General features: G+C 66.7%; 19 protein-coding genes. 8 read left to right on the forward strand and 11 right to left on the reverse strand.

What is annotated here, in order from left to right; all coding sequences use genetic code 11:
• Nucleotide 1: 1 nt before the first annotated feature.
• Nucleotides 2-3046, reverse strand: coding sequence for a TAT-variant-translocated molybdopterin oxidoreductase (locus AAF481_10065; protein MEM7481508.1), 3045 nt, complete (start codon nucleotides 3044-3046; stop codon nucleotides 2-4).
• A 28-nt stretch (nucleotides 3047-3074) separates the two neighbouring features.
• Nucleotides 3075-3662: a cytochrome c3 family protein gene (locus AAF481_10070; GenBank protein MEM7481509.1), complete on the reverse strand. Its 588-nt coding sequence runs from the start codon at nucleotides 3660-3662 to the stop codon at nucleotides 3075-3077.
• 459 nt (nucleotides 3663-4121) lie between these two features.
• Here AAF481_10070 and AAF481_10075 point away from each other — a divergent pair, with 459 nt between their 5' ends.
• The 6 genes from AAF481_10075 (at nucleotide 4122) to AAF481_10100 (ending at nucleotide 10895) form a co-directional block, all read left to right on the forward strand.
• On the forward strand, nucleotides 4122-4934 hold the full coding sequence (locus AAF481_10075; GenBank protein MEM7481510.1) for a hypothetical protein: 813 nt from the start codon (nucleotides 4122-4124) through the stop codon (nucleotides 4932-4934).
• A gap of 125 nt (nucleotides 4935-5059) precedes the next feature.
• A complete protein-coding gene (gene cyoE, locus AAF481_10080; GenBank protein MEM7481511.1) occupies nucleotides 5060-5944 on the forward strand; it encodes a heme o synthase in 885 nt (294 codons plus the stop codon).
• 8 nt (nucleotides 5945-5952) lie between these two features.
• Complete coding sequence (locus AAF481_10085; GenBank protein ID MEM7481512.1) at nucleotides 5953-6660, forward strand: SCO family protein; 708 nt, start codon at nucleotides 5953-5955, stop codon at nucleotides 6658-6660.
• A 261-nt stretch (nucleotides 6661-6921) separates the two neighbouring features.
• Entirely contained in the window at nucleotides 6922-8391 is a 1470-nt protein-coding gene (locus AAF481_10090; GenBank protein ID MEM7481513.1) for a S8 family serine peptidase, read from the forward strand.
• Nucleotides 8392-8578: 187 nt separating this feature from the next.
• Nucleotides 8579-9202 carry a WHG domain-containing protein gene (locus AAF481_10095; protein ID MEM7481514.1) on the forward strand — a complete coding sequence of 208 codons (624 nt, stop codon included), beginning with the start codon at nucleotides 8579-8581 and terminating at the stop codon, nucleotides 9200-9202.
• Nucleotides 9203-9443: 241 nt separating this feature from the next.
• Complete coding sequence (locus AAF481_10100) at nucleotides 9444-10895, forward strand: S8 family serine peptidase (protein MEM7481515.1); 1452 nt, start codon at nucleotides 9444-9446, stop codon at nucleotides 10893-10895.
• A 69-nt stretch (nucleotides 10896-10964) separates the two neighbouring features.
• On the opposite strand, the gene AAF481_10105 is transcribed toward AAF481_10100, so the two are convergent.
• The 9 genes from AAF481_10105 to AAF481_10145 form a co-directional block, all read right to left on the reverse strand.
• Nucleotides 10965-11555 carry a DUF1232 domain-containing protein gene (locus tag AAF481_10105; protein MEM7481516.1) on the reverse strand — a complete coding sequence of 197 codons (591 nt, stop codon included), beginning with the start codon at nucleotides 11553-11555 and terminating at the stop codon, nucleotides 10965-10967.
• Between the two features lie 61 nt (nucleotides 11556-11616).
• Nucleotides 11617-12603 carry a UbiA family prenyltransferase gene (locus AAF481_10110; GenBank protein MEM7481517.1) on the reverse strand — a complete coding sequence of 329 codons (987 nt, stop codon included), beginning with the start codon at nucleotides 12601-12603 and terminating at the stop codon, nucleotides 11617-11619.
• Nucleotides 12604-12612: 9 nt separating this feature from the next.
• Complete coding sequence (locus AAF481_10115; GenBank protein MEM7481518.1) at nucleotides 12613-13947, reverse strand: TIGR00297 family protein; 1335 nt, start codon at nucleotides 13945-13947, stop codon at nucleotides 12613-12615.
• A complete protein-coding gene (locus AAF481_10120; protein MEM7481519.1) occupies nucleotides 13944-14858 on the reverse strand; it encodes a GDP-mannose 4,6-dehydratase in 915 nt (304 codons plus the stop codon). Before AAF481_10120 ends, AAF481_10115 begins: the two co-directional genes overlap by 4 nt.
• Nucleotides 14858-15847 carry a GDP-mannose 4,6-dehydratase gene (locus tag AAF481_10125; GenBank protein ID MEM7481520.1) on the reverse strand — a complete coding sequence of 330 codons (990 nt, stop codon included), beginning with the start codon at nucleotides 15845-15847 and terminating at the stop codon, nucleotides 14858-14860. The genes AAF481_10120 and AAF481_10125 overlap by 1 nt, the downstream gene beginning before the upstream one ends.
• Before the next feature lie 32 nt (nucleotides 15848-15879).
• Nucleotides 15880-16722 (reverse strand): dTDP-4-dehydrorhamnose reductase, encoded by an 843-nt coding sequence (gene rfbD, locus AAF481_10130; protein ID MEM7481521.1) that lies wholly within the window; start codon nucleotides 16720-16722, stop codon nucleotides 15880-15882.
• Between the two features lie 49 nt (nucleotides 16723-16771).
• Nucleotides 16772-17839 carry a glucose-1-phosphate thymidylyltransferase gene (locus AAF481_10135; protein ID MEM7481522.1) on the reverse strand — a complete coding sequence of 356 codons (1068 nt, stop codon included), beginning with the start codon at nucleotides 17837-17839 and terminating at the stop codon, nucleotides 16772-16774.
• Between the two features lie 101 nt (nucleotides 17840-17940).
• Nucleotides 17941-20241 carry an LPS assembly protein LptD gene (gene lptD / locus AAF481_10140; GenBank protein MEM7481523.1) on the reverse strand — a complete coding sequence of 767 codons (2301 nt, stop codon included), beginning with the start codon at nucleotides 20239-20241 and terminating at the stop codon, nucleotides 17941-17943.
• Between the two features lie 42 nt (nucleotides 20242-20283).
• Complete coding sequence (locus tag AAF481_10145; protein ID MEM7481524.1) at nucleotides 20284-21462, reverse strand: thiolase family protein; 1179 nt, start codon at nucleotides 21460-21462, stop codon at nucleotides 20284-20286.
• Nucleotides 21463-21629: 167 nt separating this feature from the next.
• Here AAF481_10145 and ruvX point away from each other — a divergent pair, with 167 nt between their 5' ends.
• Together ruvX and mltG are read left to right on the forward strand one after the other, a co-directional pair.
• Complete coding sequence (gene ruvX, locus AAF481_10150; GenBank protein ID MEM7481525.1) at nucleotides 21630-22088, forward strand: Holliday junction resolvase RuvX; 459 nt, start codon at nucleotides 21630-21632, stop codon at nucleotides 22086-22088.
• The gene (gene mltG / locus AAF481_10155; GenBank protein ID MEM7481526.1) at nucleotides 22085-23164 is read left to right on the forward strand and encodes an endolytic transglycosylase MltG; all 1080 of its coding nucleotides are present in this window, start codon (nucleotides 22085-22087) and stop codon (nucleotides 23162-23164) included. Before ruvX ends, mltG begins: the two co-directional genes overlap by 4 nt.
• The last annotated feature ends 40 nt before the right edge of the window (nucleotides 23165-23204 follow it).

Genomic DNA, 23204 nt, shown 5'->3' on the forward strand with positions numbered 1-23204 from the left:
GCTAGGTCGTCTCCAGCTTCCGGCTCGGGTTGCTCACCCTCGCTAGGTAGGTGGTTCGGGGCCGGGTATTGAGTTCTTCCAAAAGGCCGTAGTTGAGCGGCAGATCCTTCCACTCGGACACACCGGTCGTCGGGTCGCTAATATCGCCGAAGCGGATGCAGTCCGACGGACAGGCTCCCTGGCACGCGGTCTTGATTTCGTTGTCGCGCACTTTTCGGCCTTCGACCGTGGCGGCGATGCGCGTCCGGTTGATGCGCTGCACGCAGTAGGTACACTTCTCCATCACGCCGCGGTCGCGCACCGTCACGTACGGATTGCGCACCATCTTCAGGGTTTCCGTGGAGTTGTCCACGTACTGCAAGAAGTTGAAGCGGCGCACCTTGTAGGGGCAGTTGTTCGAGCAGTAGCGAGTGCCCACGCAGCGGTTGTAGACCATCTCGTTGAGGCCCTCGGGGCTGTGTACCGTTGCGGCCACCGGGCACACCACCTCGCAGGGAGCCTGCTCGCAGTGCTGGCAGCTCACCGGCTGGTGCAGGATCCGCGGATTGTCCAAGTCGCCCTCGTAGTAGCGGTCCACCCGCAGCCAGTGCATCTCGCGCGCCTTGAGCACCTGGTCCTTGCCGACCACCGGAATGTTGTTTTCCGCCTGACAGGCCACCACGCAGGCGTTACACCCCATGCAGGCGTTCAAATCCACCACCATTCCCCAGGCATAGCCGTCGTGCTCGTGGGGCGGATACATGGACTGCTCTCTGGTCGGCACATGCACCATGTGTTGGGCGAAGTCCGGATGGTGAGAGTACTCCTCCAGACTCGCCGAGCGCACCAGGTGACGACCCTCCATCGAGCCGTGATCTTGGGTATTGGCGAGAGGGTACTGGCCGTCGGCCTTGGTCAACGTGGCGGTGGCGTTCCACAAACCCGCGGCGGTGCGAAGCGGGTAGACGTCGAAGCCGGTGCCTTTCCCCACCCGGCCCAACCCGCTGCCGCCGTAGCCGAAATGGAGCGTCGCGCTCTTCGCCGGCAGGCCCGGCTGAATCCACACGGGAATGCCCTCGACGGTGCGCTCGCCGACCGCCACATGGACCCGGTCGCCGTTGGCCAAGCCGTAGGCTGCGGCGGTCGCCGGGGCGAGCAGCAGGGCGTTGTCCCAGGTCAGCTTGGTCAGAGGCTTGGGACACTCTTGGAGCCAGCCGTTGTTGACGAAACGACCGTCCCAGATCGTTGGGTCGGGGCGGAAGACCAACTCGATCTCGCCGTCCGCGGCCGGCTCTAGGGGTGGAGCCAAGGGGCTTCCGCCGGCCGCCGAGGGCACCACCGCCGGTCGTTCCGTGTCCGGCACGACCCCGTTGTGGATGGCCGAGCGCAGCGCCCGGTCGTCGAGTCCCTGCCCCGCCCAGTAATCGCGCACCAGCTCGTACTCGTCGGCCTCGCTGCGACCGGCCAGCAGCGCCACGACTTGGTGGGCCGAGCGGCATGAACGATAGAGGGGGTCGATCAACGGCTGAACAATGCTGGCGGTGCCGTCAAAAGCCCGGGCGTCGCTCCAGCCTTCGAGAAAGTGCTTGGCCGGCACCTGCCAGCGGCAGGAGCGCGAGGTCTCGTTCTCGTACAGGCCCAGGTAGAGAGCCTCCTTCGCCTCGAGAATCGCCTCCGGCAGGCGGCTATCCGCCGGCGCGTTGAATACCGGGTTGCCACCCACAATCACCAACAGCTCCACGGAACCGCTTTCGAGAGCGGACACCAGCTCCCCGAGGTTCGCCCCTTGATCCACCGGATTGGCATCGATCGACTCGCTGTAGGTGACCGCTTCGCTGCCGAGAGCGGCATTGATCTCCTGGGCCGCGGCCTGTACCTCCGGCGAAGCGTAGGGCCCAGCCACCACCAGGGCGCCGCTGCCGGCGGCGGAAAGGTCGCTGACCGCCGCCGTCAGCCATTCCTCGACGGCCGGCGCAAAGCCGGTCATCACCTGCGACGAGGCGTCCGCACCCAGGCGTGAGGCCAGGGCCTTGGCGGCCTTCGCCAGAGTACTCGGGGGCAGCGGCAACCGGTGATCGGCCAGCGTGCCGGTGGCCGTAACGGTCGATTCCAGAGCGTAGTAGCGGGCCATCGACCGATCCGCCTCGGCGGCCTCCCAAACGCGCCGCCGCGCGGAGAAATCGGCGGCATAGCGGGCACTTCCGGGGCCTTGGGTGAGGAAATCCGAGTCGAGGGTGATCAGGACATCGACCTTCGTCAGGTCGTAGCGCACCTCCAGGGGACGCCCGAAGGTGGACCGAGCGGTCTCCGCCGCCGGGTGCCCGGCAGCCGGCTCCCAGGTGTGCCAGCGCATCTCCGGAAGCTCCGAGCGTAGATCTTCGAGCTGCGACGCCAGAGTGGGCGACGAAACCGCCTCGGTGAGGATGCGAATTCCCGCTCCACCCACCGCCCGCAGCGCGTCGATGTGCGGCTGCAGAGCCTCCACCAGGGCACCCCAGGTGCGCGGCCGGCCGGTGTCGGTGACTTCCTGGGCGCGATCCGGATCGTAAAGGTCGAGGATCATCCCCTGAACCAGGGTGTCCGTTCCGCCGAGGCTCGCCGGATGATCCGGATTACCCTCGATCTTGGTCGGACGTCCGGTGTGGCTCTCGACCAGAATGCCGGTCGCGTAGCCGCCCACGGTTGCGGCGCTGGCGAAGTAGAGCGGTGTACCGGGCTTGACCTCCACCGGCTGGCGAACGTAAGGCAAGATTTTCTCGGCGGGCTGCTTGACGCAGCCGGAAAGCCCGCCCAAAGCCAAGGAGGCGCTCATCAACTGCAGGAAGCGACGCCGGCTGGTGCCGCCGCCGAGCCACTCGCTGGCCTGCCGCGGGAACTCGCGGTGGAGCAGTTCGCGGAAGCCTTCCGAACCGGCGAGCTGATCGACGCTGCGCCAAAACTGCCGACCCTCGGCGCCGGCCAGGCGCTCGCGGATTTCTTCCAGGCTGAGGCCGGAAGATCCGCCTTCGGCCGGCACATCGGCCGCGCGCTGCGGAGCGTCGTCCTTGACTATCTTTAGAATGCTCATGCCGTCAGGATCCTCGGTCGTGCCAGCATCAGTAATGGCAAGCGGAACAATTCGTGATGCTCTGGACGTCGTACTCCGCCACCAGTTGTGGGCCCAGCTCCGACTGCGGGATCGGCGGTTTCCAGTCGAAGGTGTAGATCTCCTCCTTCGGGCGTACATGCTCGGCCGGATCTCGATGACAGTCGAGACACCAGGCCATGGTCAGCGACTCGACCTGGCGAACCAGCGGCATTTCATCCACCCGCCCGTGGCAGGACTCGCAGCCGATGCCCTTGGCAACGTGGATCGAGTGGTTGAAGAACACGTAGTCCGGTAGATCGTGCACCCGCTCCCACTCGATCGGCACGCCGGAGCGGTACGACTCGCGAATCGGCTCCAGCAGCTCCGCGTTGGTCCAGATCTCCTTGTGGCAATTCATACACGTCTCGACCGGCGGAATGCCCGCGAAGGCCGAAGTCTCGACGGTGGTATGGCAGTAACCGCAGTGGATGCCGAGACCCGTAAAGTGATGATCGTGGGAGAAGGGCACCGGTTGTGTGAGCACCACGCCCTCGCCGGTCACGTAGCCGGAGGTGCTGAGCAAAGAGCCCACCCAAACCAAGCCGCCCAGGGACACGAGACCCAAGACGATGCTCAGGCGCGAGATTTGATTTGCGCTCTTTTGGAAGATCTGTGGCATGCATCGACGCCTCTCGGAATCGCCCTCGGTCACATCGAATCTGTGCGGTTCAAACCGCTCCGCACCTACAAATCAAAGTTGCGGTTCCGACTCGTACCCAGCTTGTGAAAAAATTCACAAGCTCCCGACGAATATTAGCGGCACGCTTCTGCAGACGCAAGGGAGAGCGTGCTTCGGACGGCCGGTCGACAGCCTCGTCCTGTTGTCCAAAATCCCCGGCGGCGTCGAAGCTTCCCTCGAGAGCGTTCCCACAACCGCTCGGAGCGGGCGACATCTTAACAGGCAGCGGAAAATACCTGCCGGTCCCGTCGCGATCCTCCCGCAGCACCCCGCCGGAAAGCCCGAACACGGTATAATTTTGGCTCGGTCATGCCTCGCCGAGGTCGCTCTTCCACCATGCTTCTGAAGCGCTGTCTCCCAAAATTCTCCGCGCTGACTCTGGTCCTTCTGGTCGCCTGTGCCGAGGAGCCGCCGCCGCCGGCCGCCGCGACACCAGAGGAACCGCCGCCACCGCCACATATCGCTGGCCGAGCGGTGTTCTCCGGCGCCGAACCCGCGGTGGAGGCGCTGCCGATGCGCTCGGTGGACCCCAACTGCGCGGAGCTGAGGGACGGCCAGACGAACTTCTCCGCCGTCCGCCTCGGAGAGGCGAATCCAGCGGACGAACGGCGCGGGTTGGCGGATGTCTTCGTGTTCCTGAAAGACGCACCGCCGGCAACCGACGAGGCGCCGGAGGAGTCGCTGGTGGTGACCGCTCGCAGCTGCTTCTACGACCCGCCGGTGGCCGGCCTTCAGGTGGGGCAAACGCTGGTGATCGAAAACGCCGACCCCACCCTGCACCAGCCTCGGCACTCACCGCGCGGCGGCGGCGAACCCCTCGCCTTCCGCTTCCAGCAACCCTTCGAAGGCATGCGCTCCGAGATCCGCTTCGACCGGGCCGCGCGGCGCCTCGAGATCGGCTGCGCCTCCCACCCCTGGATGCGCGGCTACTTGGCGGTGATGGAGCACCGCTGGTTCACGGTGACGGACGAAAACGGCCGGTTCGAGCTACGCGATCCCCCGGCCGGCGACGGAGATGAATGGATCGTCGCCGCCTGGCACCCGACCCTCGGCGAACGGGAACTCACCGCCCGCCTCGGCGAACAGGATCTGGTGCTCGAATTCTCTGCCCCGGGAACACCCCCACCGGCTGGTAGAATACCGCCATAGTCCAGGCTCGAGTTGCTCACCGGCAGCCTGCTGCGCCCATCATGGATTCCTCCAGCGCCCATCCCGCCACCTCGTCGCCGACGGTGCACGCCGAGCCTCGCAGGGGCCCCGGCGACAGGCGTCGGGTGAAAAAAGACACCCTGTTCGCCGACCTCTCCGAATTGGTCAAGGCACGCATCGCCGTGATGGTGGTGGTGACCACCGCCGTCGGTTATTTGATGGCCAGCCCCCTGAATGTGGGGCTGAGGGCTTTCGACCCGATAGGACTGTTGACGGTGCTCCTCGGCACCGCCCTGGTGGCCGGTGGCGCCGGGGTGCTCAACCAGGTGGTCGAGCGCGAGCCGGACAGCCGCATGGACCGCACCGCCGGGCGCCCGATTCCCGCCGGCCGAATCAGTTCCGACACGGCGCTGGTGCTCGGCGTGCTCCTGTCCATCACCGGCCTCGCCCAACTCGCCTACTCGGTCAATCTGCTGACCGCCCTGCTGGGTGCCGCCACCCTCGCCGGCTACGTTTTCATCTACACGCCGCTGAAGCGGGTCAGCTCGCTGGCGACGATCGTCGGAGCGGTCCCCGGGGCCGTGCCGCCGATGATGGGATGGACCGCCGCCCGGGACGCCATTGAACCCGGAGCCTGGGCACTCTTCGGCATTCTCTTCCTGTGGCAGATGCCGCACTTCCTGGCGATCGCCTGGATGTACCGTGATGACTACCAGAAGGGCGGTTTTCCGATGCTGCCGGTGTTCGATCCGGACGGCAGCCGAACCGGCCGCCAGGCGGTGCTCTACGCAGCGGCGCTGGTGCCGGTGTCGCTACTGCCCACCGTCCTCGGCCACACCGGGGTCCTGTACTTCGTCGGCGCCGCGTTGCTGAGCGGGGCCTACTTTCTTTGCTCCTTCGGCTTCAACCGCCGGCGCCACCGCGGCACCGCCCACCGGCTGCTGCTGGCGTCGGTTATCTACCTACCGGCGCTACTGGCGGTGATGCTGGTGGACCGCATCCGCTTCTGAGCCGGAACTTGGCGGACGCTACCGAGGTCGATCCCGTGACGGAAGACGGTACCTTGCCGTCCGGCTCACCCGACGACCCTCTGCCGGACGATCCACAGTCCGTCGGCCGCTCGATCGGGCGGGGTTTGCTGTGGGGCCTGCTCCTCGGCGCCATACTGATCATCCTGCTCGCCACCTGGACGCGGCAGCGGCAAGGAGCGCCGGAGGCGGCGCTCCCGATCCTCGGGCAGGTGCCGGCCTTCAGCCTCACCGACCGCGACGGAGGCGATTTCTCCCTCGCCGACCTCGCCGGCCACCCCTGGGTAGCGGACACGATTTTCACCCGCTGCACCCTGGTGTGCCCCACCATGACCGCCCGCATGGCGCGCCTCGACCAGCGGCTCCCGGCGGCGACCAAGCTGGTGTCGGTGAGCCTCGATCCCGGCCACGACACGCCGGAGGTCCTGGAGGATTGGGCCCGCTCCTACGAGGCCAGCGACCGCTGGCACTTCCTCACCGGACCCAGCGACGGGATCCACGCCTTGGTGCGCGATGGCTTCAAGCTGGGCGTTGCGGCGGCTCCGGAGGCCGAAACCCTGCCCCCCGGCGAGGCCATCGTCCACAGCAACCGCTTCGTGCTGGTCGACGGCCGAGGCCGCATTCGCGGCTATTACGACTCCTCGGACCTCGAAGCGCTGGAAACCCTGGTCAACGACCTAGGTCGATTGGGCGACTGACGCCACCGGTCCCGGCGGCCCACAACGGCGCCGGCGGCCCTCCAAACCTCTATCCCTCCTAGGCCGCGCGGGCAACGGCTCTGGAGACACGGCTCTCCGATGGCCGGGACCTTCCAGTCCTATCTACTACTCATTTGTCTATATATGTTCTATTGCAAATCAATGGATATGAGCGTAACATCAGACTCGCTTTCAACATTTTGAACGTCGGCGCGAAACCGACACGAGGATCGACTCACCCTCACGACAGGAGATGTTTCTATGAATCGTCCGACCCTACTTCTCGCCGCGTTGGCCCTTTGCGCCATCGTTACCTCCCCTCTGGCCGCCGAACGCTATGTCGTGGTGTTCGAACAGGAAAACCTCAAGGCCCGGGAAGCCCAGCAGATCATCGACAACCATGGCGCCACGATGGTGCGCAATCACGCGGATATTGGGGTGGCGGTGGTCGAGGCGGACGACTCCGCATTCGCATCCAAGGTCCAGTCCGATGGCAAAATCGTGGGCGCCTACCGCGATGTGCAGCACGCCACCGCCGCCGGCTCCGAACCGATTCCCGCCACCCTCCCGGCGGACCTCGCCTCCGCCCGAGGCGCGCAGGCGTCCTTGAGCGACCTGATCACCTCGCCTCCGCCGCTGACTCCCTCCACGGTCACCGTGGACCAGCTTCTCAACACCTTCTTCTTCGCCATCCAGTGGGACCTCCAGTTGATCGAGGTGGAAGGGGTGTGGACGGAGTTCGGCAACCTCGGCGACGAAGACGTGGAGATCGCCGTGCTGGCCTCGGGACTCGACTACACCCATCCCGACCTCCAGGGCCGGGTGGATCTCGACCGCAGCCGCAACTTCGTGCCGGAAGACGCCGCCCAGGTGCAGGCTCTCTTCCCCGGCGCCCACCCCATCGCCGATCTCGGATTCCAGGGCACCTGGACCGCCAGCCTGATGGTGTGCAACGCTCTGGTCTTTAGTTGCCCAGTGCCGCACTCCACGCTGATTGGCGTCAAGTGGCTCGACAGCCAGGAGCGCGGCCGTGTCGGCGATCTGGTGACCTCGATCCGCTATGCCGCTTCCATCGGTTCGGACGTCATCGTCATCCCCGAAAACCTCGCCGAGCCGCTGCGCTGGAGCGATCGCGACGACCGCCCGGCCATCATCGCCCTCAAGCGGGCCATCTTCTACGCCTGGCTGCGTGGATCGGCGGTGCTCACCGGCGCCGGCGGAACCCTCCTCGAATGCGGTATCGACGCCGACGCCGACGGCGACAACATCATCGCGCCGGCCCAGTTGGGCGCCACCGCCGTCGCCGCCACCGGCATCAACGACCAGTACGGCAACTTCACCGACTTCGGACGTTCCCTGGTCGACATCGCCGCCCCCGGCGGCGGGGTCCTCGCCGATACCTGCCTGCCGGATCCGGATCCCAACCTCTACAACGTGGCCCTCGGCGCCTGCACCAGCTTCAGCCAGTGGGTGTCGCCCCTGGGAGTGGACTTCTCAACTCTGTGCAACTTCGAGACGGGTCCCACCTGGATCTTCGCCCTGGGCGCCGATCAGGCGCTGGCCCACGCCGGTAGCGTGGCCGCCCTGATCGATAGCAAGTGGAACGGCTGGCTGCCGGGTTGGCTGGTCAACTGGCAGATGACCCGCACTGCCGATGACGTGATCGATCCGGGATTCGATGTGTTCAGCGGTCGCGGGCGGGTAAACGCCTACCGGGCGGTGACCGAGTAGCGTCCTTCTCCGCGGGCGGAGACCTTCCCGGCTCCGCCCGCCGTCATCCCCGAACCTGGACCGCGGCCGCGGCGGTGGTGTAACAGCCCGTGGTGAAAGTCCTGCGGGTCGCGCGCAAGGGTCTTATGGCCCACAGATCTTTTCACCACGAGCTGTTAATCTTGTCGTAATGAACGAGAGTCCGAGCTTGGCCCTAGAGCGTCAGGAACGGAAGAACCGCCTGATCGATGCGGCGGAGCGGGTGTTCCTCGACGCTGGCGCGCCGGCCGCCTCCCTGGCGGCGGTGGCCTCCGAGGCCGGGGTGAAGGCTCCCGACCTCGACGAGTTCTTCGAGGATCCGGCGGAACTGGTGCTGGCCATCACCCACCGCGCCCTGCGGGTGCTCAACCGCCGCTTCGAGGGCGCCGCCTCGCAAGAGCTCCTCGGCATGGACAAGCTCGAATCGCTGGGCATCTCCTACATCCAGTTCGCCCTGGAGTCACCGGCTCAGTTCAACGCCATGGCGCAGTACGAGTCGCGCTCCGTGCCGCTCGCCGAGTCCAACCCGTACGAAGCGGCCTGCGCTCAGGAGCAAGACGATCTGCTGGAAGCGGTCGCCGAAGTGATCGCCGTGGGGATCCGCGACGGCTCGATCCGCGACGACATCGAGCCCCTGACCAGCGCCGTCTACGTCTGGGGCCAGGTCCACGGCCTGATCCAGATCGCCACCCTCAAAGGCGACCAGCTCCGCCGCCGCAAAGGCATCGAACTGGACGAGCTGATGGTGATGTTTTCGACGTTGATGCGGGACGCGTTGGCTCCTCGGCCTTGAACGAGTCTGGTTCAGCCCTCGCGCGCGCCTCTCAATAGCCCATTCTTCCCGAGTGGGGTCCCACTCTCTGAGTTTGCCCCATCACCAGGGGATCCCGACCCAATTATATAAAAGAATATTACATATATTGAATATTATAATGATGTCGATTATTCTCCATGGATCCATCTCACGAGCGAGCGCGAAGGCCCAAGTTCCTCCTTTGGCCTGGCGCGCCTCAGATCCATAGGAGACAAGCCCCATGATGCGCCCTACCCAACTCGTCGCGGCCGCGACCCTACTCGTCACCGCCGCTTCCCCCGCCATGGCCGAGCGCTATCTCGTCGTCTTCGAGGCCGAGAACATCAAGGCGCAAGAGGCCCGCAAGATCGTTGAAGGTCACGGCGCCAAGATGCTACGCAATCACGCGGACATCGGCGTCGCCCTGGTCGAGGCGGACGACCTGTCCTTTGCTTCCAAGGCGGCGGGGGATCGCAAGATCCTCGGCGCTCATCCGGACTTGCGCCGACCTACGGCGTTCACCGCCGAGACCTATCCGGTCGAAGCATCCTTCCTCAAGCAAGACGAGGTTTCCTTTGCACATCTGATCACCGAGCCGGTACCCCTGACTCCCTCGACGGTCACCGCTGACGACCTCGTCAACTCCATTCTCTGGGACCTACAGTGGGACCTTCGAAAGATGGAAGTGGACCGGGTATGGAGCGAGCTGGGCAACCTGGGAGACGAGGACGTGACGATCGCCGTGGTCGCCTCGGGCCTCGACTACACCCACGTCGAACTCCAGGGCCGGGTGGACCTCGAGCGCAGCCGCAACTTTGTGCCCGAGGACGTTGCCATGGTGCAGGACCTCTTCCCCGGCGCCCACCCGATCGCCGATCTCGGCATTCACGGCACGTACACCGCCAGCATGATGGTGTGCAACGCCGTGGCCCATGCCTGTCCGGTACCCCATGCCACCCTGGTCGGCGTCAAGTGGCTCGACAGCCAGGAGCGCGGCCGTATCGGCGATTTGGTGACGGCCGTGCGCTACGCCGCCGACATCGGCTCGGACGTCATCGTCATCCCGGATCAGTTCGACCGCCGTCTGCGCTGGAGCGTGCGGGAGGATCGGAACCTGATCCTGGCTCTGCGCCGGGCCATGCTCTACGCCAAAATCCGAGGATCGCTCATCCTGACGGGCGCCTGGACGGAGCGCGATATGTGCGGATTCAACGCCGACGCGGACGGTGACGAGCTGCTGATTCCGGCCCAGACCGGCACCACCGTGGTCGGCGCCACGGGTCTCGATGACCAGTGGTCCGCTGAAAGCAGCTACGGCTACTCACTGGTGGACATCGCCGCTCCGGGTGGTCAGCGCGACCCGGTGACCTGCGAGACGGATCCCAACCTGTTCATCTTCTCGGTGGGTGCATGCAGCGGCTTCACCCAGTTCGTGTCGGCGCGCCCCTTCGACTTCTCGACCATCTGCAACTTCGAGACGACGCCGGTGTGGATCTTCTCCTTCGGCGTGCGGCCGGCGGCGGCCCACGTCGGCAGCGTCGCCGCGATGGTCGAGAGTCCGCTGAACGGCTGGCTACCCGGCTGGCTGGTGAGGCATCGACTTTTCCGCACGGCGGACGACGTGATCACTCCCGGATTCGATGCCTTCAGCGGCCGCGGCCGGGTCAACGCCTACCGGGCCCTCACAGAGTAGCGGGGCAGTACCGGCGAAGCGACGAGCGGATGCCGCCTGGCCGGGTGCTGACAAGTCGCCAGCACCCGGCTAGTTGACGGTTCCGTCGCCCTCGACCTGGCGCGGTTTCTGGTCCTCTAGATAGACGCCGCGCTTCGCCAGCACCCGGCCGAGGCGGCCGTAGAGGTTGGCGCCGAGAAGGTTCTGGGCGGTGCTGGTGATGTCGAGCATCACTTTGCGCAAGTCTTCGGAGCCGCTCCAGTGCTTGCGGGCGTAGGGCTCCAACTCGCCGCCGAAGGATTGGGCGAGCACCGCCATGGCGACCACCAGGTCGTCGAGGAAGCCGGCGCCGCCGATCAGGCCTTCGGGCATCAGATCGAAGGGCAGGATGAAATAGGCCAGGGCGCCGCCGACCAGCGCCCGGGAAGACTTCGGCACCTCCGGATCGAGGGCCAACCGCACCAGCAGCATGAACACGTCGGGCACCAGCAGAAGGGCCTTGACGGCACCTTGGCCGAGACGGCCGCCCTTGCGCTCGACGGCTTTCAGGATCCGGCCGCGCAGACGATCGTAGAAGGAGAGCAGCCCCCGGCTGGGAGGAAGGTCCGCAGCGTCGAAAGCTTCTTCCACCCGCGCGAGGGTGATGTCGTCGGCTTGCGTTTCAGTCTGAGCGTCAGGCATGGCGGCTTCTCCAGATGATGGTCAGTCAGGGAAAGAGGTGATTCTAACCGCGTTCGACGGTCTATACGAGATATGCAAGGGCGAAGCCGATCTGCGCCGCCATCATCATCAAGTACATGTGCCGCCAGGAAGGGTGGTTCTCGGTGCGGGTCAACGAGTCCGGATCCCGCAGCAGCAGGTACGAGGTGTAGCCCCCCCACAGCGTCAACCCGACACCCAGGCCGGTCAATAGCGCCGTGTTGCCGGTGAGGATCGGCAGCGACGGATCCTGCGGATCCGGCCAGCGAGCGCCGAAGGGGATCAAGATCCAAGGCAGCACGAAGAACGGGGCGATGATCCACGCCGCCTTGCGCACGCCGTGGACGATCGGCAGGGTCTTGCAGCCGCCGGCCCGGTCGCCCTCGATGTCGGCGAAGTCCTTGGTGCCGGCGGCGCCGATCAGGAACAATCCGAAGATCGCCCCGATGAACCAGGGCTCGGTGTAAACGACACTCGCCACCATCGCCCAGCCGGCCACCTTCAACAGCACGCCGCGGGGAATGGCGATGGTAAGGTTTGCCATCAAACCGAGGGTCTTGGTGCGCCCCCAGGCGGGCGCCGAGTAGATGAAGGTGAAGAGCATTCCCGCCAGGTAGATGAAGAACGTCTCGTGGCGCGCCAGCGGCGCCGTCAGCTTTTCGCCCCAGGTCTCGAAGGGAAAGGGCACCACCAGCCAGGTGGGAATGAGCGCCAGCACATAGAACAGCCCAATAAACCACCACGCCTCGCGCAGCGACAGGGCGCCGGTCACCAGCGGGCGGTTTGGCTTGTTGAGGCGGTCGATTTCCAGATCGTAGATCTGGTTGATGGCGTTCGAGGCGGCATTCAGGAAGCTGGCGCAGAGAGAACCCAGCACCACCGTCAGCACCACCGAGGCGGTGAGGCGGTAGTCCGGATCCGGATTGTGGGCGGAGCCGAAGGCGCAGATCGCGCCGGAGACGATGCCCAACAGCGGCGGCAGCAGGGTGAAGGGCCGCGACAGCTTGGCGTAGTGGCGGAGTTTGCTCACGGCGAGGGCCTATACGAGAAAGGCGAGGGCGCCGGCACTTGCCGCACCCACCAGGGTGTTCAGGAAGTTGACCGCCTCGTTGTCCAGCAGGCCGCGCTTTTCGAGGGTCGCTCCCACCAGGCTTTCGAGCGTGGTGCCGACGAAGGCGGCGATCACCACCACCGCCACCCCCAGCCAGGGGAACAGGCCGACGGCGGCGGCCAACACCCCGATCACCGCCGAGGCCAGCACGCCGGCCGCAGTACCCTCCATCGACACGGCGCCTTCGGTGCCCGGCGGCACCCGCTTCAGGTTGGTGATCAGGAAGGTGCGCTTGCCCATCAATTGGCCGATCTCGCTGCCGGCGGTGTCCGCCGCGGCGGTGGCGAAGGCTCCGGCGAAGGCCAGAGCAAAGACGAGCGGATGCGGGGTGGTGGCGGCAAACACGGCGCAGGCCAAGGCCACGCCGGTGTTGGCGAGGGCGTGCCGCGCGCCGCGCCGGCCGCCGCCTTCCTGGGCCAGATTCTTTTCCGCTTTGCGCTGATAGCCGAGCTTGGTGCAGGCGGTACCGAGAACGAAGAAGGCCAGCAGCACCAGAAAGCCCTGCCAGCCGAGGAAGCCCCAGATCGTCGTGCCGATCAGCCAGCCGGCGATGGCGCCGGAGAGGTTGACGCTCTTGGCCCCGTAGGCGGCGAGGGCGAGCACCGCATTGATCGCCCCGCCGATCGTCAGCGCCATCCACAACCCGGCCGCCGGCAAGGCCGCCCAGCCACCGGCGGAGAGCACCAGGCCGTAGAGCAAGAGGCCCGAGACGAGGGGCACACCGATATTGTCGTCCAGCCCCTGGGGCAGCGACTCGAGGGCCGCCGCCACCAGCGCCGTGACCGCCGAAACGATCAGCGCGAAGGTCCAGTCATAGCGCCCGGGGGCGGTCCACAGCAGCAGGGTGACGGCGCCGGCGGTGCCGAACAGCCAGTAGGCGAGAGTGCCGGCCCAGCTCTTGTCCGGGTTCCAGGGGAGCTTGGCGCGACCGATGCTCATCCCCACCAGGGAGGCCATGCCGTCGCCGAAGGCGAGGATTGCCCAGGTCGCCGCCGCCACCTCCAGGCGGCGGTGGAAGAGCAGGATCAAGAGCAGCACGCACACCGGGTAGAGCAGCACCCCGATGGAGCGGCCGGAGGTTTTCTCTCCCTCCCGCAACAGGTGACGCCCTCCGAGACGCGGCAGCACCTTCCAGTTGAACAGGAAGGCGACAATCGCCAGCACGGCGCCCCACAGGGGACCGAGAAAGCGCAGCAGGAAGGCGAAGCCGCCGACGCTCATGTGAACGACCTTGCGGGCGACCTCGCCGCCGGTGAGGCTCATGCGGTCACCTCCTCGGCGCCGTCCCGGGCGGCGGTCCAGGTCTCTCGCACGGCGCTCTCAAAATCGTGCTTCGGCTGCCAGCCGAGGGCTCGGATCTTGTCGCTGCCGGCGCGCATCAGGGGGATGTCGACGGGCCGTACCCGGGCCGGGTCGACCTCGATGCGCACCTCCAAGCCGGCGACGGAGCACAGCTTCTGAACCACTTCTTCGATCGAATGATCGGTGCCGGAGCCGACGTTGTAGGCCTCGCCGCTCACCCCGCGCTCGGCCAGCAATAGATAGGCATCCACCCCGTCCGCCACGTGGAAGAAATCCCGCCGGGCCGCCAGGTTGCCGACGGACAGCGCCGGCTCGTGCTCGCCGCGGGCGATAGCCGCCAATTGCAGGGCGAAAGAGGGCAAAGCGAACTCCGGCGCCTGGCCGGCCCCGATCATATTGAAGGTGCGGGCCACCACGGCGCCGCGAGCGAGGGCCAACCGCTCGGCGGCGGCCTTGGTCAGGGCGTAGGGACTGCGCGGCGCCAAGGCGCGGTTCTCGGCGATGGGCTGCTCCGCCGGCGGCACGTAGCCGTAGACCTCGGCGCTCGAAGCGAACACCACCCGCCGGTCGCCGGCGGCGTCGAGCAGGTTCTCGGTGCCGATGAAGTTGACGGCGAAATAGTCCGCCATGCGATTCCAGGACCGGCCGACGTGGGACAGGGCCGCCAGATGGATCACCACGTCCGGATTCTCCGCGGCGACCACCGCCGCCAGGGCGGCGCCATCGAGCACGTTCACCTCGTGGACCGACACGCCCTCCGGCGCCCGGCGCTCGCCCAGGCACACTCCAGTTACCCGGTGTCCCCGGTCGAGGGCCACCGCCGCGAGACGACAGCCCACGAATCCGGACACGCCGGTGACCAGGAGGTGCATCAATCTCCCACGGTGGCGGAGACGGGCTTCACGCCCAACCGCCGGCGCCAGTACTCCAGGGTGTCCGCCATGGTCTTCTCGAAGGGCACCCGCGGTTCCCAGCCGGTGTCGGCCTTGAACTTGGAGGCGTCGCCGATCAGGATCTCGACGTCCGACGGGCGCAGGCGCTCGGGGTCCTCTTCGATCCGCACGTCGGCGGTGGACATGGCGATCAGCCGGTCGAGCATGTCCTTGATCGAGATGCCGTTGCCGGTGGCGATGTTGTAGACCTCGCCGGGCCGCGCCTTGGTCACCGCCAGCCAGTAGGCCCGCACCATGTCCCGCACGTCGGTGAAGTCGCGAATGGCATCCAGGTTGCCTACCCGGATCACCGGTTCCTGGAGTCCCGCTTCGATGGAGGCGATCTGCTTGGCGAAGTTCGACAGCACGAACACTTCGCCGCGCCGTGGGCCGGTGTGATTGAAGCCGCGGGTGCGGATGGCCTTGATGCCGTAGCTCTGGAAGTACTGGTAGCCGAGGAAGTCCTGCGTCACCTTCGACACCGCGTAGGGCGACAGGGGACGCAGCGGATTGGTCTCCTCAATCGGCGTTTCTTCCTTGTAGACCAGGCCGTACTCCTCGCTCGAGCAGGCGATCTGGATCACCGGATCGAGGCCGAGCTCACGCACCGCTTCGAAGATGTTGGTCTGGCCGGCGGTGTTGGAACTCAGGGTCTCCGCCGGCGCCCGCCAACTGGTCGGCACGAAGCTCTGGGCCGCCAGGTGAAAAATGTAGTCCGGCCGCACCTCGGCGAGGGTCCTGTGGACCGCCGTGAAGTCGTTCAAGTCCGCTTCCACCAAGGTGACGCGGTCCCCCAAGTGCTCGATGTTCTCCATCCGGCTCCGCCAGCGGTAGGTGCCGAACACCTCGACCTGCGGCTGTTCGGCCAGCAGGTAGTCCGCCAGGTGGGAACCGGCAAAGCCGGTGATGCCGGTAATCAACGCTCTCATGTTCTTCTCCTGCGGCTCGGTCGCTGGTCGTTTCAGCGCAACCGTGCCAGGTACTGGACCAGGCCATCGTTCCACGAGGGAACCCGTTCGCCCACCGCCGCCTCGAACCTCGACACGTCGAGGACCGAGTAGGCCGGGCGTTCGGCCGGTCGGGGAAACTCGTCCGTGGTCACCGGCGTCACCATGACTTGCGGATTCCAGAGACGAGCGATTTCCGTGGTGAAGCCGTGCCAGGTGACCGGCTCCCGATTGCGATAGTGCATCACTCCCGTGGTGCCCAGCTCAGCCAGCCGCCACAGAGCATCGGCCAGGAAGGGAGTATATGTGGGGCAGCCGCGCTGGTCGTCGACCACCCGCAGGTCCTGGTGCCCTGAGTCCATCAGGCGCATCATGGTGGCGGCAAAGTTCGGTCCACCGGGGCCAAACAGCCAGCTCGCCCGCACCACCAGCGAGCGGTCATAAGCCAGGGCCTCGCGCTCCCCCGCCAGCTTCGACTCGCCGTAGACGGAGCGCGGAGCGGTCGCGTCGTCCTCCCGGTAGGGGGTGTCGGCGGTGCCGGCGAAAACGTAGTCCGTCGACACGTGGACCAGCGAGGCGTCCACCCGCCAGGCCGCCGCCGCGACGTGGGCTACCGCCCGGCCGTTGATTTCGAAGGCGTGGTCGCGCTCGGTCTCGCAGTCGTCGACCTGGGTGTAGGCGGCGCAGTTGAAAACCACCTGCGGCCGGAAGCGGTCCACCCAATAGGCCAGGCGCTCCGGGTCGGCGATGTCCGCCCGGGCACGGTCGAGGGCGAGCACCGCCACTCCCCGCTCGCGTCCCCACTCGGCCATCGCCCGGCCGAGCATGCCGCCGCCACCGAGCACTAGGCCTCGCACGGCACATCCCCAGAAGATCCGGCCCGTAGCGGACTTGAAAGGCGCGGCATCAGATCACTCCCACCTCGGAGTTGTCTCCCACCATGAAGCGGTAGGCCTTGGGCTTCATGTCGGTCTTAGCGATGCGCACGTTGCGGCCGATCAAGGAGCCGTCGATGCGCAGCGGCACCTCGACGATCTGGCTGCCGGCGAGGACGATGGAGTTCTCGATCTCGCAGGAAGAGAGCACGCAGCCATCGCCGATCGAGGTGTAGGGACCGACGAAAGCCCCTTCGAGGCGCGCCCCTTCGCCGATCACCACCGGGCCGCGCACCACCGAATCGATGATCTCGACACCGTCGCCGACCGCCACCCGGCCCTCGATGGAGCTGCCCTCGCACACCTGGCTGCCGCGGCGCGTTTCGAGAGTCTCGAGCACAATGCGGTTGGCCTCCAGCATGTCTTCGAGCTTGCCGGTGTCCTTCCACCAGCCGCGCACCTCGTGCGGATGGACGTCGAGGCCGCGGTCGATCAGGTTTTGAATGGCGTCGGTGATCTCCAGCTCGCCGCGGCCGGACGGTTTGATGGACTTGACCGACTGCATGATCTCCGGCCCGAACATGTACACCCCGACCAACGCCAGGTTGCTCTTCGGCTCCGCCGGCTTCTCCACCAGGCGGCGGATGCGGCCGTCGTCCTGTAGCTCCGCCACCCCGAACTGCTGCGGGTTGGACACCTCCGCCAGCAGGATCTGGGCGGCGCAGTCGAGTTCCCGGAACTCGTCCACCAGGCTGGTGATACCGCCGGCGATCAGGTTGTCGCCCAGGTACATTACGAAGGAATCGTCGCCCAGGAAGTCCTCGGCGATCAACACCGCGTGGGCCAGGCCGAGGGGCGCTTCTTGCTGTATGTAGGTGACCCGCGCCCCAAAGGCCGAACCGTCGCCCACCGCCTCGCGGATCTCGTCGCCGGTGTCGCCCACCACGATGCCGATCTCCTCGATGCCGGCGGCGACGATCGACTCGATGCCGAAGAACAGCACCGGCTTGTTAGCGACCGGCACCAGTTGCTTGGCCGAGGTGTAGGTCAGCGGCCGCAGGCGGGTTCCCTTGCCGCCGGAGAGGATCAGGCCTTTCATGACTTCTCGCTTTCGTTTTCGTTGCGGCCGCAGCGTCTCACAGGCAGTCTCGTCGCCGGCTTCTTCGCCGGACTCGAGGACCCGCCCGCCGGGGACGGCGCCTACTCGTAGCGACCGGTCAGGTCGAGGAAGGTTCCCACGTTCTTGAGGGTGAAGGCAAAGCGGTAGTCCGTCTCTTCGACGTTGTTCACCGTGTAGTCGCGCAGCTCCAGGCGAAGGCTGTAGCACTGGGAGAGGTAGTCCAGGAATAGCCGCTTCTCCTGGAATTCGCTGCGTTCGATGTCGTAGTCGACGGAAATACGGGCCTTGAGGCGCTTAGGGAGAATGTCAAAGTTGGTCTCGATCCGCGCCTGATCGCGGCTGATGTCGCCGGTCTCGGCTCGGTAGGCCCGATTCCAGCGCACCAGGTAGCCGGCGCGCTTGCCGGACCACCGGCTGGTCACGGAGGTGCCGAGCACCTGCTGGAAAAGGGGACTGTAGAAAGCTTGGACCCGCAGGCTGGTGCGCTCGCTGGGGTTGAACCGCAGCAACGCATCCAACGGACCGGCCTGGGACGTTTCGCCGGCCCCCACCTCTCCCGGCAGATCGTCATCGAAGCTGTAGCTGCGGCCGATCTCCAAACTCAGGATGTCGCGGGCGCCGCCACCCTTCTCCTCGTCCCGCGCCTTGGCCTTGAGGCGATTGACCAGCGCCACGCGCACCGAGTTGTTGGTGGCGAAGCCGTCCACCCCATCGAACTGCGGCACTTCCAACTGGTCGTCGAAATCGCCCACATAGGTGTAGGTCACCCGTGGCTCGATGACGTGCCGAAGTTTGCCGAAACGTCCCTTCTGCGGACTGAAAATGCGCGAGAAGGAGGGGCCGACCAAACTCGCTCCGGCCACCGGGAAGGCGCGGCTCAGGCTGTCGCCGGAAAAACCGGTGCGCGTCTCGTCGAGGCTGTCCTCGTACCAGGTGAAGCGGTAGCCGCCGTCGATCGACACGGACAGCCAGGAAGCCGGCCGGAAGGGTACGGAGACCCGCGGCTGGATGTCGAAGCGACCGTAGTCCGCCACGTAGGTCTCCGAGCGATCGACGGAGAGGTACGAAGCGGAGGTGTTCATCGACACAACGAAGGGGCTCTTGCCGAGCTGGGTGGCGCGTAGCTGGTACTCGACATCCGGCAAGCGGCGGTCGGTGGTGGTACTGCCGCCGATGAAGGACTCGCGGTCCGTCACCTCGATGTTCAACAGGTGGGAGCCCCAGTTGCCGGAAATGAAGGCGCGGCTCTCCTCGAAGCTGCGGGAGGCGCGGTCGAAATCGCGCTCGAAGTCCCGGAAGAACTCGAAATCCGAAGTGCGCCGCACCGTCGCCACGCCGCGCATTCCGCCGGGCAGGTCGTTCTGCTCGTGGTCGAACTCCAGCTTCCAGCGCCAGTCGTTGTTGAGATCGGCATCCTGGATCACGTAGCCCCGGAAGTTGCCGAGGGTGCCCTCCGTCGGCCGGTAGCGGAACTCGTTGCCGAGGCCGACGAAGCCTTCGCTGTAGAGATCCAAAAACATGGTGGTGTCGTAGCTGCGGCCGAGCACCTGGTAGTAGGCCAGGCCGAGGTACGCGCCGCGGCGGTCCGAGTAGCCGATGTTCGGCACCAGCAGGCCGGAGGTGCGCTCGCGCTTGGTGGGCCATACGATGTAGGGCGTATAGAGCACCGGCAGCTTCTTCAACCGCATCGAGGCGTGCTTGACCCGCGCGTAGCCTTCCACCTCCACCCGCGCCTCGCCGAGGCGGAAGCTCCAGTCCGGCACGTCGTCCTCGCAGGAAGTGAACACACCGTCGGTCACCGTATACACGTCGGCGGCGATCTTCGACACCTCGGCGCCGGAGAAGTAATAGTCCGGATCGACGTAGGCGGTGGCCTCCCGGAAGGTGCCGGTCTTCTCTTCGAGGTGGAATTCTGCCCACTCGGCGGCCACCCGGCGCGGTCCCTGATCGACGATGACGTTACCCTCGGCGGTGGCGAGGCGGGTGGAGAGGTCCACCTCCACCCGGTCCGCCTTGAGCACGACATCCTGGTACTCGATCTCGACGAAGCCGCTTATCACTACGTAGTCGTCGCGCTCGAACTCGAGATCCACGGCAACGCCGGAAACCACCCCGCCGCCCTGCTCTCCGGACAGCGGCAGCTTGAACTCCGTCAGCTCGCGCTCCGGCTCGGCCGGTTCGTCGGCCGCGGACTCCACGGGTTCGTCACCGCCGTCGGGCTCTCGAATCTCGCCTTCGGCGCCCACCGGAATTTCGGCGGAGGCGGGCTCTTCCACCGGTACCTGGGCCGCGATCGCCGGCGGCATCGCCCACAGGGCGAGGCCGACCAGAACGCCGCCGAAGAGCGACGGCATGGGGCGGGAAGGGACAGGATGCGCCATCAAGAGTTCACCAAGAGATCAAGCCGTGGGTGGTTTGCCGCCTCAGCGCTCGACCACGATCGCCGTCGCCTCGCCGCCGCCGATGCAGATGGCGGCGCAACCGCGGTGCGCATCGCGCGCCTCCATGGCATTGAGCAAGGTGACCAGAATGCGGGCGCCGGAGGCGCCGATGGGATGCCCCAGAGCCACCGCGCCGCCGTAGACATTGACCCGCTCCGGGTCGATCTCCAGTTCCTGCTGGAAGGCCATGGCGACCACCGCGAAGGCCTCGTTGATCTCCCACAGGTCGATGTCCGCGGCGGTCAGGCCGTGGCGGCCGAGGACGTTTTTCACGGCACCCACCGGTGAGGTGGTGAACCATTCCGGATCCTGCGCGAAGGTGGAGTGACCGACGATGCGCGCCAGCGGCCTTCGCCCCAGTTCCCGGGCGTGGGAAGCGGTGGTCAGCAGCACCGCCGCGGCGCCGTCGTTGATGGTGCTGGCGTTGGCGGCGGTAACCGTACCGCCGTCGCGCTGGAAGGCCGGCCGGAGCGAGGCCATGCGTTCGAGGTCCACCCGGAAGGGCTCCTCGTCGCGCTCCACCCTGAGCGGATCCTTCTTGCGCCGAGGCACCTCCACCGGCACGATCTCGCGGCCGAAGGAGCCGTCTTCGGTAGCCTGCCGGGCGCGGCGGTAGCTCTCCCCGGCGAAGGCGTCCTGCGCCTCGCGGGAAAACTCGTACTTCGCCGCGCAGGTCTCCGCGCAGTTACCCATGTGCTTGTCGTTGTAAGGGTCCCACAGGCCGTCGTGGATCATCGAGTCGATCAGCTTGCCGTGGCCTAGGCGCAGGCCGTCGCGGGCGCCGGTTGCCAGGTACGGCGCCTGGCTCATGCTCTCCATGCCGCCGGCGGCCACCACCCGATAGTCGCCGCAGCGCAGGTCGTTGGCACCGATCATGATCGCGCGCATGGCGGAACCGCACACCTTGTTCAGAGTGATCGCGCCGGTCGCCTCGGGACAGCCGGCGCCGAGGGCCGCCTGGCGGGCCGGAGCCTGGCCCTGGCCGGCGGTCAGCACGCAGCCCATGTTGACCTGCTCGATGTCCCGCGGAGCCACTCCCGCCCGCTCGCAAGCCCCTTCCAGGGCGCGGGCTCCCAGCGCGTGGCCGGAAAGGCTGGAGAGCGCCCCTTGAAAGGAACCGATGGGCGTGCGGGCGGCACTCAGTATGACGACGTCTTCCATGAAAATTCCTAGGTCGAAGATTGATTCGAAGACCGGATTCGAAGGATGTCCAGCTCGCGAAATGCCTTGGGTAGAAGGAGCCGAGGGGTCCGAGCGGAACGGCTGGATCCTAGCACAGGGATGACGAGTAGAATGGCGCTCCCGGACCGCTCAGGCCCGGAGAGGAGATGCCCGACGAACCCACCATGCGAACCCTAGGAATCGACTACGGTGACCGGCGCATTGGGCTGGCGATCTCCGATCCGGAGGGCCGGCTGGCGGTTCCCCTGACCACCCTCGAACGCCGGGACAACCGCCACGCCGTGCGCCGGATCGCGGCCTTGGCCGCCAGCGAGCGAGTCGAAGCGCTGGTGATCGGCGAACCCCGTGGACTCGACGGCAGCCGCGGGCCTGCCGCCGAGCGCGCCGTCGCCTTTGGCCGGCGCCTGGCGGCGGCGACGGGCCTGCCGCTCCACACGGTCGACGAGGCCTTGACCAGCGTCGAGGCGGAAGAGCGCCTGGCCGCCGCCGGCGTCGATCCTCGGCAACACCCGGAACGGGTGGATTCCGTGGCGGCGCAGATCCTCCTGCAGGACGCCCTGGATCTCGGCATTCAGCCGCCACCGTCCCCGGAGGCCCTCGAGTGAAGCGTCTCTTCGGCCTCCTGCTGCTGTTTCTCTTGCTCGCGCTGATGGTCGCCGGGGGCGCCGGCTGGTGGCTCTGGCAGCGCACCGACCAGCCCTACAAGGCCTATGCTGGGGACGGCAAGACGGTGGTGGTGGAGCCCGGCATGGCGGTGACCACCATCCTGGCGGAACTCTCCGCCGAAGGGGTGCTGGAGGATCCCACCGCCGCCCGCCTCTACCTGGTCTACGGCCTCGACAATCCACCGCTGCAGGCCGGCGAGTACCGCTTCGAGGGCGCGCTCTCCACCCGCCAGGTGCTCGCCAAGTTGATCGCCGGCGACATCGTCACCCACCCGGTCACCCTGGTCGAAGGCAAGACCCTCGCCGAGACGGCGAAGATCCTGGCGGACGCGGGTTTCGGCGACCGCCGGGCCTTCGAAGCGGCGATGAACGATCCCGCCCCGATCGCCGATCTCGATCCGGCGGCGAACGATCTCGAAGGCTATCTGTTTCCGGATACCTACCGATTTGCCCGCGGCACCGGCGAGGTGGAGATCGTCCAGCGGTTGGTCGAGACCTTCCGCCAACGCTTCGGCGAGGCCTACTCGCCGAGCGACTCGGAGGGCGGCGGCCGCTCGCTGCGGGAGGCGGTGATCCTCGCCAGCGTGGTGGAGAAGGAGGCACGCCTGGCGGACGAGCGGCCGGTGATCGCCGGCGTCTATGCCAATCGCCTGGAACGAGGCATCGCCCTGTACGCCGACCCGACGGTGATCTACGCCCTGATGCGCCTCGACCGCTGGAACGGCAACCTGACCCGCGACAACCTGCAGGTGGATTCGCCTTACAACACCTACCGCTATCCGGGCCTACCGCCGGGGCCGATCTGCTCTCCGGGCCTCGGCAGCTTGCGGGCGGCGGCGGATCCGGCGGAGGTACCGTACCTCTACTTCGTCAGCCGCAACGACGGTTCCCACGTCTTCGCCCGCACCCTCGGCGAACACAACCGCAACGTCAACGAATGGCAGAAGCGCTATTGGCGGCGACGCTGGGCGGAAGAACGGGCCGCGGAATCGCGCGGCGATTCGCCGTCTCCCTGATAGCATTCCCTCTTGAGGCGACGCTCGGGGGCGTCGCCGT

It is taken from the genome of Acidobacteriota bacterium, assembly GCA_039030395.1.
Taxonomy (GTDB): domain Bacteria; phylum Acidobacteriota; class Thermoanaerobaculia; order Multivoradales; family JBCCEF01; genus JBCCEF01.